This is a genomic window from Empedobacter sp. GD03865, assembly GCF_029840775.1.
In the GTDB taxonomy this organism is placed as follows: Bacteria; Bacteroidota; Bacteroidia; order Flavobacteriales; family Weeksellaceae; genus Empedobacter; species Empedobacter falsenii_B.
The window spans coordinates 24,015-30,274 of sequence record NZ_JAOCDF010000041.1; the positions used below are offsets into that span (position 1 = coordinate 24,015).

Here is a 6,260-nt window from a genome sequence, read left to right on the forward strand (position 1 = left end):
CTAATTATCAACCGATTTCTAGGATATGAATTTAAAAAACTAACTATTTTATCTTTACAAGTATTCATGGAGGATAATAGAAAATGTTAAAATTCAAATATATTAAAAATGGAAATAGTAAACTAAACTTTTTCATACCATCCTGTTTTAGGTTTAAACAATAATTTGGGTACAGAATTTTTAAGAAAATCATCTACTGAACGTTCTGATAGACTGTGTTTTGCACCTAATTCTATTGCTTCTTTACGCTGGAATGATTGTGGTAATGCTTCGTAAAAAGCTTTTTTGTTATTGCCCATTTTGTAGGTAATCGGTTCTGACTGACTTGCTAGATTATTGAACATTAAGATGCTATGATTTAGATATACATTTATCAATTCTAATGCTGCTAAAAAATCTTCATCTGTACAAACCACCACTTCTGAACAATCGCCATTTTCCACTTTGCGCAAGGCAGTAAAAATCATACAGAAACGATACAATACTAATCCTAAACGGAAAACAATACTTGAGGTATCATCACTATTGAATAATACGGTATTGGTTAATAGTTTACTGAAAACTACATTTAATTGTTGCCATTGATCGGGCGTTAATTGTACTTCGGTAGGGTGCTGTTCTAGAAAATCATATACCTGCAACACATCGTTAGATAACTTTTCGAAATGATCGTTGAAAATAATTCCTCCTTTTTTAGGTGATGGGTCTTGCCATATAATTTCATTTTTGAAGGCATAGAACATAAACCTACTAAACAAACCATCTTCTGCTGATTGAATTAATTTGGGCACTTGTGCGGGAGTACCTGATAATGAAACGGCTAATTGAGGATTCGGAATTTCTAATAATTCATTATTGGTTTTACGAGCTGCTGAAATTTTTTCGTGATGAAAAGCTGCTCTCATAATATGCGAGTAATTTCCCCAATCTTGTTTGTTTGCACCACTCATTGCATCGGCTTCTGTTTCGCAAATGATACCTTTACCATCGTTGTCTTGAAGCATTTTCATCATCATTGCTTGGCTGGTATCGGCAGGTAGAAACAATAAATTGAATTTTGGTTCAACAGGTTTTTCGGGAATAGCATCGTCTTTTTTGCGTTTGGCTAGTAGTGTTTTGTATTCTGCATTTTCTATTTCGAATGCTTTTTTAGCTTCATTCGATTTATTCACAAAACGCTCGTGTATTTTATCGCCTAAACGTTTGGCATTTTTAAGCACACCTTTTCCACTTGCTGCAGGAGCAATAATGAATGAGAACAAATGCGGGTACACTCTTTCTTGATGGTAGATACCTGTAACATTGGGTAAACAACCACTTAAAATAGTTAATCCAGCTGTAAGAAATACATCACGTTTGCGTTCGTTATCCTTAAACGCTTCGCAACCCTCAATCAATAATTCGGGTAAATAATTAACGATATGTGTAGGAATTGTAGGTGTAGTTTTAAGATAATCTACCTCATTATACACTGGTTCTTTATCAGGTGGACTGTCTTTTTGCAAGTTTACAAAGTTTGCAATCTTTACAAATTTACCAAACTCGTGTGCTTGATTTCTGTATGCACTTTCAATAGACTTGATGAATTCTTTTTGATTTTCGTGATGAAAGTTTTGTAAAATGAATTGTTCAGTATCTAATTGATTTACGCCTTTTCGGTTTAAATTACACGCTAACTGATATACATAGTTGTTTCGATTGCCTTTTTCGAATTGGATAATCTTATTTGTAAATTCTACGCAATATTGAAATACATCATCTGCATTACTACTCGTCATTTGTACCGATTGATTGACAACTTTTTCTTTAGCTTCAGTATTGACAGCAAATATTGTAGCTAATGGATTATAATATGCGTTTTCATCAAACGATACAAAACACAATCTTGTAACATCTTTACACTTAGGATCAGCATTAATACTTAATTGCTTTTCGTAATATTCTTGTACTTGTTTGTATGCTAAGTCGTGGTGTTGTACTAGGCTATCTACTTGAATAAATACTTTTAAACCATTACCACTTGGACTTTTGAAACAAGCTAAGGTATACGAAATAGATGCGGTTTGTGTAGTAATTTGAATTAAATCTTCTTCATCAATTTTATCAAAATCTAAATGAATGATTTGATTGTATTCTTGAATAAACTCTTTCTTTCTGCCACCAGAATATGTTGCTGATGGCGTGAAAGCTAAAAGGTTCTTTTTTAATTCATCGGCTCTTTCGGGTTTTCCCATTCCAATAGCCATACGAATGGTGTTTACATCTTCTTGGTATGTACCTGTTTTGATGTTTGAGATTAAATCCTGTAATGTAATGGTTTGTACAGGATTATTGAAGTTTTGGAAAATTGATACGCTAGTCATTGTTAATAGATTTAAGGTTAATGGAATTGTTAGCTGGAATTTTACTACGTTGCAATAGCTCTAAGATGTCGGCTAAAGTGTAGTAGATTTTATTGCCTACTTGTGAATAGGTAATAATGTTTTCGGTACGCCAATAAGCGGCAGTACGTTTGCTAATATTCATAATCTGGAGAAACTCCTGATTATCGTAAAAGACTTGGTCGGGTTCGGTACGTTGTTTCTTTTTAACCTCGATAGATAATTGATCTAAACGATCCATAATCTGTTGAACCTCTTCTTCGGAAAATCTATAAAAGCTCATCATTATTTACGTTTGTTTTTGATTAAATAATTAGCTGCAGCTGTTTCGATGTCTTCCGTAGTTTCTTGCCTGTTACGCATTAACCATTGGTCTATTTCGGTACGATTGAAATAGAGTTTTTTCCCTTGTGGACAAAAATGTGGAATTTGCTTTTGAGAAGTTAGTTTGTAAAGGTGTGAAGAACTTATGTCTAAATACTTACACACATCATTAAACGTTAATACTTCTTTTTGTAATAAATTTTGCTCCTCAATTTTACCTTCTAATTGAGCAAGCTTTTCTAGGATTAAATTTTCTGTAATCATGACTCAATAATTTTAAATTACTAAGTCAAAATTCTAGAGATTTAGAGGGGTAAAAAGTAAGATAGTAACGTCTTACTAAGACATCTTACTCATCTTACTGTTTTTATTTATAATTGTTTGATTATTATATCAATAGTTTCTTGTTCTTTGGGATAAAAACTTTTGTTTTTATACAAATTACTTCTTTTTAATAGTGTACCTTTTTTAGAATAAAACAAATTGGTTTGCTCTATACTTGTAGGTGTAAGGTTATGAAAATGTGATTTTAATTTATCTACGATATAAGCAAATTGAGTGGTTTCGCAATCTAAATGAATTTGTGGCGCACCAATTTTTAAATCTTTAGATGTAAGCACACTTAATAAATCATCTGATGAGGTTTTATCTTCATTTAAAAGATATAAATGTCTGTTTAATGCATTTATTACTGATTTAAGATTTTCTTTATTTCCATTGAAGCCAAAAGATAGTTTGTCTGATTTTTCGAGTTTAAAATCATCTATTTGAAGTATTGCATTTTTAGCCTCTTGGAATGTTGGTGTGGTAGTATCCGTTTCGAAAGATTCGAAATGATCGTGAAGCAATTCAGAGAAAATCTCGTATTGCTCTGTTTTTATTTGATTGGTATAGGCTGGATAAAGTAATTCGACTTCCTTTAGTAAACGAACGATACATTTAACCAATAAATCGATTACATAATCTGTTAATTTATCCGAAGGATATAAACTCTTGTCAGTGCCAATTCTTAAAAGTAAATCTTTGCAAGATTTGATCACATTTTGGATTAATTCCTTTTTGTTGGTTTCGTTAATGTCTTTATTGAAGCAATAGTAAATTCTGTTACTGATTCGTGTCGTTTCATTCTGTAATAAGTAATAATAGAATTTACTTGTAGCCGAAAATGGTTCATTCAGCGCTATATTAATCATAGGGCTGTTGATTGTATATTCTACTTCCGTATCTGGTTGAGTTTCGTACACTTCTAATCCATCCTCATCATATAATACACGATAGATAGGCAAAAGCTCTTTCAACGCATCGTGAAATACTGAAGGATCAGCTGGATTGACAAAGTTTGGATTTAGATTTTGTCTAAAAAACTTTTCGTTCGCATCGTCTTGTTGCCAAGGTTTCAAAACTCCATAAAGGATATTTCTATATACAATCAAATCCATAGTTATAGGTTCAGTTTTATTTTGTTAGCGGCTTCAATCTTTTTCTCATTAATAACCTTAGTGTATATTTCGGTTGTGGATAGGTTTTTATGTCCTAACAACTTCGATACGGTGTAAATATCAGTACCCAGCGTTAATTGTAATGTAGCATAAGTATGTCTCGCACAATGGAATGTAATGTGCTTTTTGATACCTGCATCGGTCATCCAATCTTTTAATAAGGTTTTGTTCCAATTGCCATATTTAAACCCTGTAAACACGTTATCTTTTGGATTACCTTCTTCGCCTAATAAGGTACGAGCATCTTCGGATATAGGTTGCATTTCAGCTCCGTTGGTTTTCTGTTGTTTGAAGCGTAAGAAATTACCTAACTGTTCTGAATATTGCACTTCTGACCATTTTAGCTTTTCAATATCTGACCAACGCAATCCTGTAAGGCACGAGAATAAAAACATACGTTTTAGTGTTTCATTCTTACAAGGTGTATGCACTAAGGTTTGAACTTCCTCTAAAGATAAAAATTCTCTCTGAACTTCGTCTTGTGGAAATGGTTGTACTTGTTCGGCTGGATTATATGTTAGCAATCCTTCTTTTAATGCTTGCTTTAATGCTGCTCTAACTTTATTGAAATAAGAGTATTTAGTATTTAAAGATATAGGTTCACCTGTTTTGGTAATGGCTACATTATCTAAATAATCTTTGAAACCTTCTAACCAGTCTTTGTCTAAACGTTCAAATGAAACACCTTTTGGATCATACGCTTGTAAATGTTTTTTGGTACTATCCCAATTGCCGTAATTACCTACGCTGGCTTTCTTCTTTTCTGTTAGTGCTTCAAAGAATGTTAAGAAATTTCCTTTTTGTTTCTCCTTATCTCTAAAACCATAAATTTGATTTTGTGCTTCTAAGTGTCTTTTGCTTCTGATACTTTCTGCTAACTCTAAGATTTTTTTATTTTCATCTTTTTGAGCTTTAGTCAAACTTCCTTTTTCTGGTTCAGGTGTTAGGTACAAACCTAAATATTCGTATTCACGTTTGCCTTTGTCGTAATAGTCAAGGTACAAGGTTATTTTGTTGCCTTTCTTGCGTTGTCTTAAAGATACTTTCATAATTCATCATTTAAAAAGATTATCGATTTCGGTACGTTTTATTATTGTTCTTCTCCCAATTTTAGAAGCTTTTAATTCGTTACGATTAATCATTCTTTGAATTGTCCAACGACTAGCACCTAAAAGAATAGCGGCTTCTTGTACGCTTAGGAATTCTTTATCTCGAAGATTGATAAAGTTGGTGGTTTGGATTGGGAGTTTTTGTAGGGTTTGCAAACTTTGCAAGGTTTCGGGATTTGCAGAACTTACATTTTGAATTTGCTCACTTAGTGTGGCTCTTATTTTTTCTTCTTTCTTGATTTGCTTATAGTGTCTAGAATTGCACTTGTGACTACAATAGCGAGTAGTGGTGGTTTGGGCAACAAAGGCTTGTCCACAGAATTGGCAGAATTTTGGTATTTTGATGTTCGTACTCATAATGTTGCTAATTGTAGCACAAAGTAGCTTGATGTAGCTAGTTGGTGCATCATTTCTCCATACTATAATTTTGATGTGCTTTGGGCAACAAACTTGATGCTTGGGCAACAACTGTACATCAAATTTAATCAAAATAAAGCAATTAGGCAACAAAAAAGAGCAACATAGTTACTCTTAAATATAACATTTATAGGTAGTTAACAAACAAAAGAAAGATAACTACTTCCCGATACAGAAAGTGATAAACTCTTTGTTAATATAGGATGTAGGGGAGTGAGGTGTAGTTTTGGTGTACAAAAAGTATTCATATTTTAACGAAATATTAGTAATATCCGATAAAAGAATCAGTCTTATTTATTACAATTTAATTTTGTTGGTTAAATAATTCTTGAATCTTTTTTATTTGATTTAACAAATTTGACCAATTCAAACTTTCTCCAACAATCATATGTTCTTGCATTGTTTTATAGTCTTGTTCCCATTTTGAAAGAACTTCATCAGGTGGAATAATGCTCAATTTTCCTTTTTCGTGATTTGAATAATCTAAACCTCTTAATGGATTTACAGTTTTACGATGATTTACAATAGTC

General features: G+C 32.4%; 6 protein-coding genes and 1 pseudogene. All 7 read right to left on the reverse strand.

The window, feature by feature from the left end; translation table 11 throughout:
• Positions 1-122 precede the first annotated feature (122 nt).
• A complete protein-coding gene (locus N5D46_RS13305) occupies positions 123-2,363 on the reverse strand; it encodes a DUF3987 domain-containing protein (RefSeq protein ID WP_280050253.1) in 2,241 nt (746 codons plus the stop codon).
• A complete protein-coding gene (locus tag N5D46_RS13310; protein ID WP_280050255.1) occupies positions 2,356-2,622 on the reverse strand; it encodes a helix-turn-helix domain-containing protein in 267 nt (88 codons plus the stop codon). The genes N5D46_RS13305 and N5D46_RS13310 overlap by 8 nt, the downstream gene beginning before the upstream one ends.
• 44 nt (positions 2,623-2,666) lie before the next feature.
• A complete protein-coding gene (locus N5D46_RS13315; protein WP_280050256.1) occupies positions 2,667-2,969 on the reverse strand; it encodes a helix-turn-helix domain-containing protein in 303 nt (100 codons plus the stop codon).
• Between the two features lie 107 nt (positions 2,970-3,076).
• Complete coding sequence (locus tag N5D46_RS13320; RefSeq protein WP_280050257.1) at positions 3,077-4,144, reverse strand: DUF6617 family protein; 1,068 nt, start codon at positions 4,142-4,144, stop codon at positions 3,077-3,079.
• Between the two features lie 2 nt (positions 4,145-4,146).
• A complete protein-coding gene (locus tag N5D46_RS13325) occupies positions 4,147-5,253 on the reverse strand; it encodes a site-specific integrase (RefSeq protein ID WP_280050259.1) in 1,107 nt (368 codons plus the stop codon).
• Between the two features lie 6 nt (positions 5,254-5,259).
• Entirely contained in the window at positions 5,260-5,670 is a 411-nt protein-coding gene (locus N5D46_RS13330; protein WP_280050261.1) for an excisionase family DNA-binding protein, read from the reverse strand.
• A 364-nt stretch (positions 5,671-6,034) separates the two neighbouring features.
• Positions 6,035-6,260: pseudogene (locus N5D46_RS13335) on the reverse strand (nucleotidyl transferase AbiEii/AbiGii toxin family protein); the annotation flags it as partial.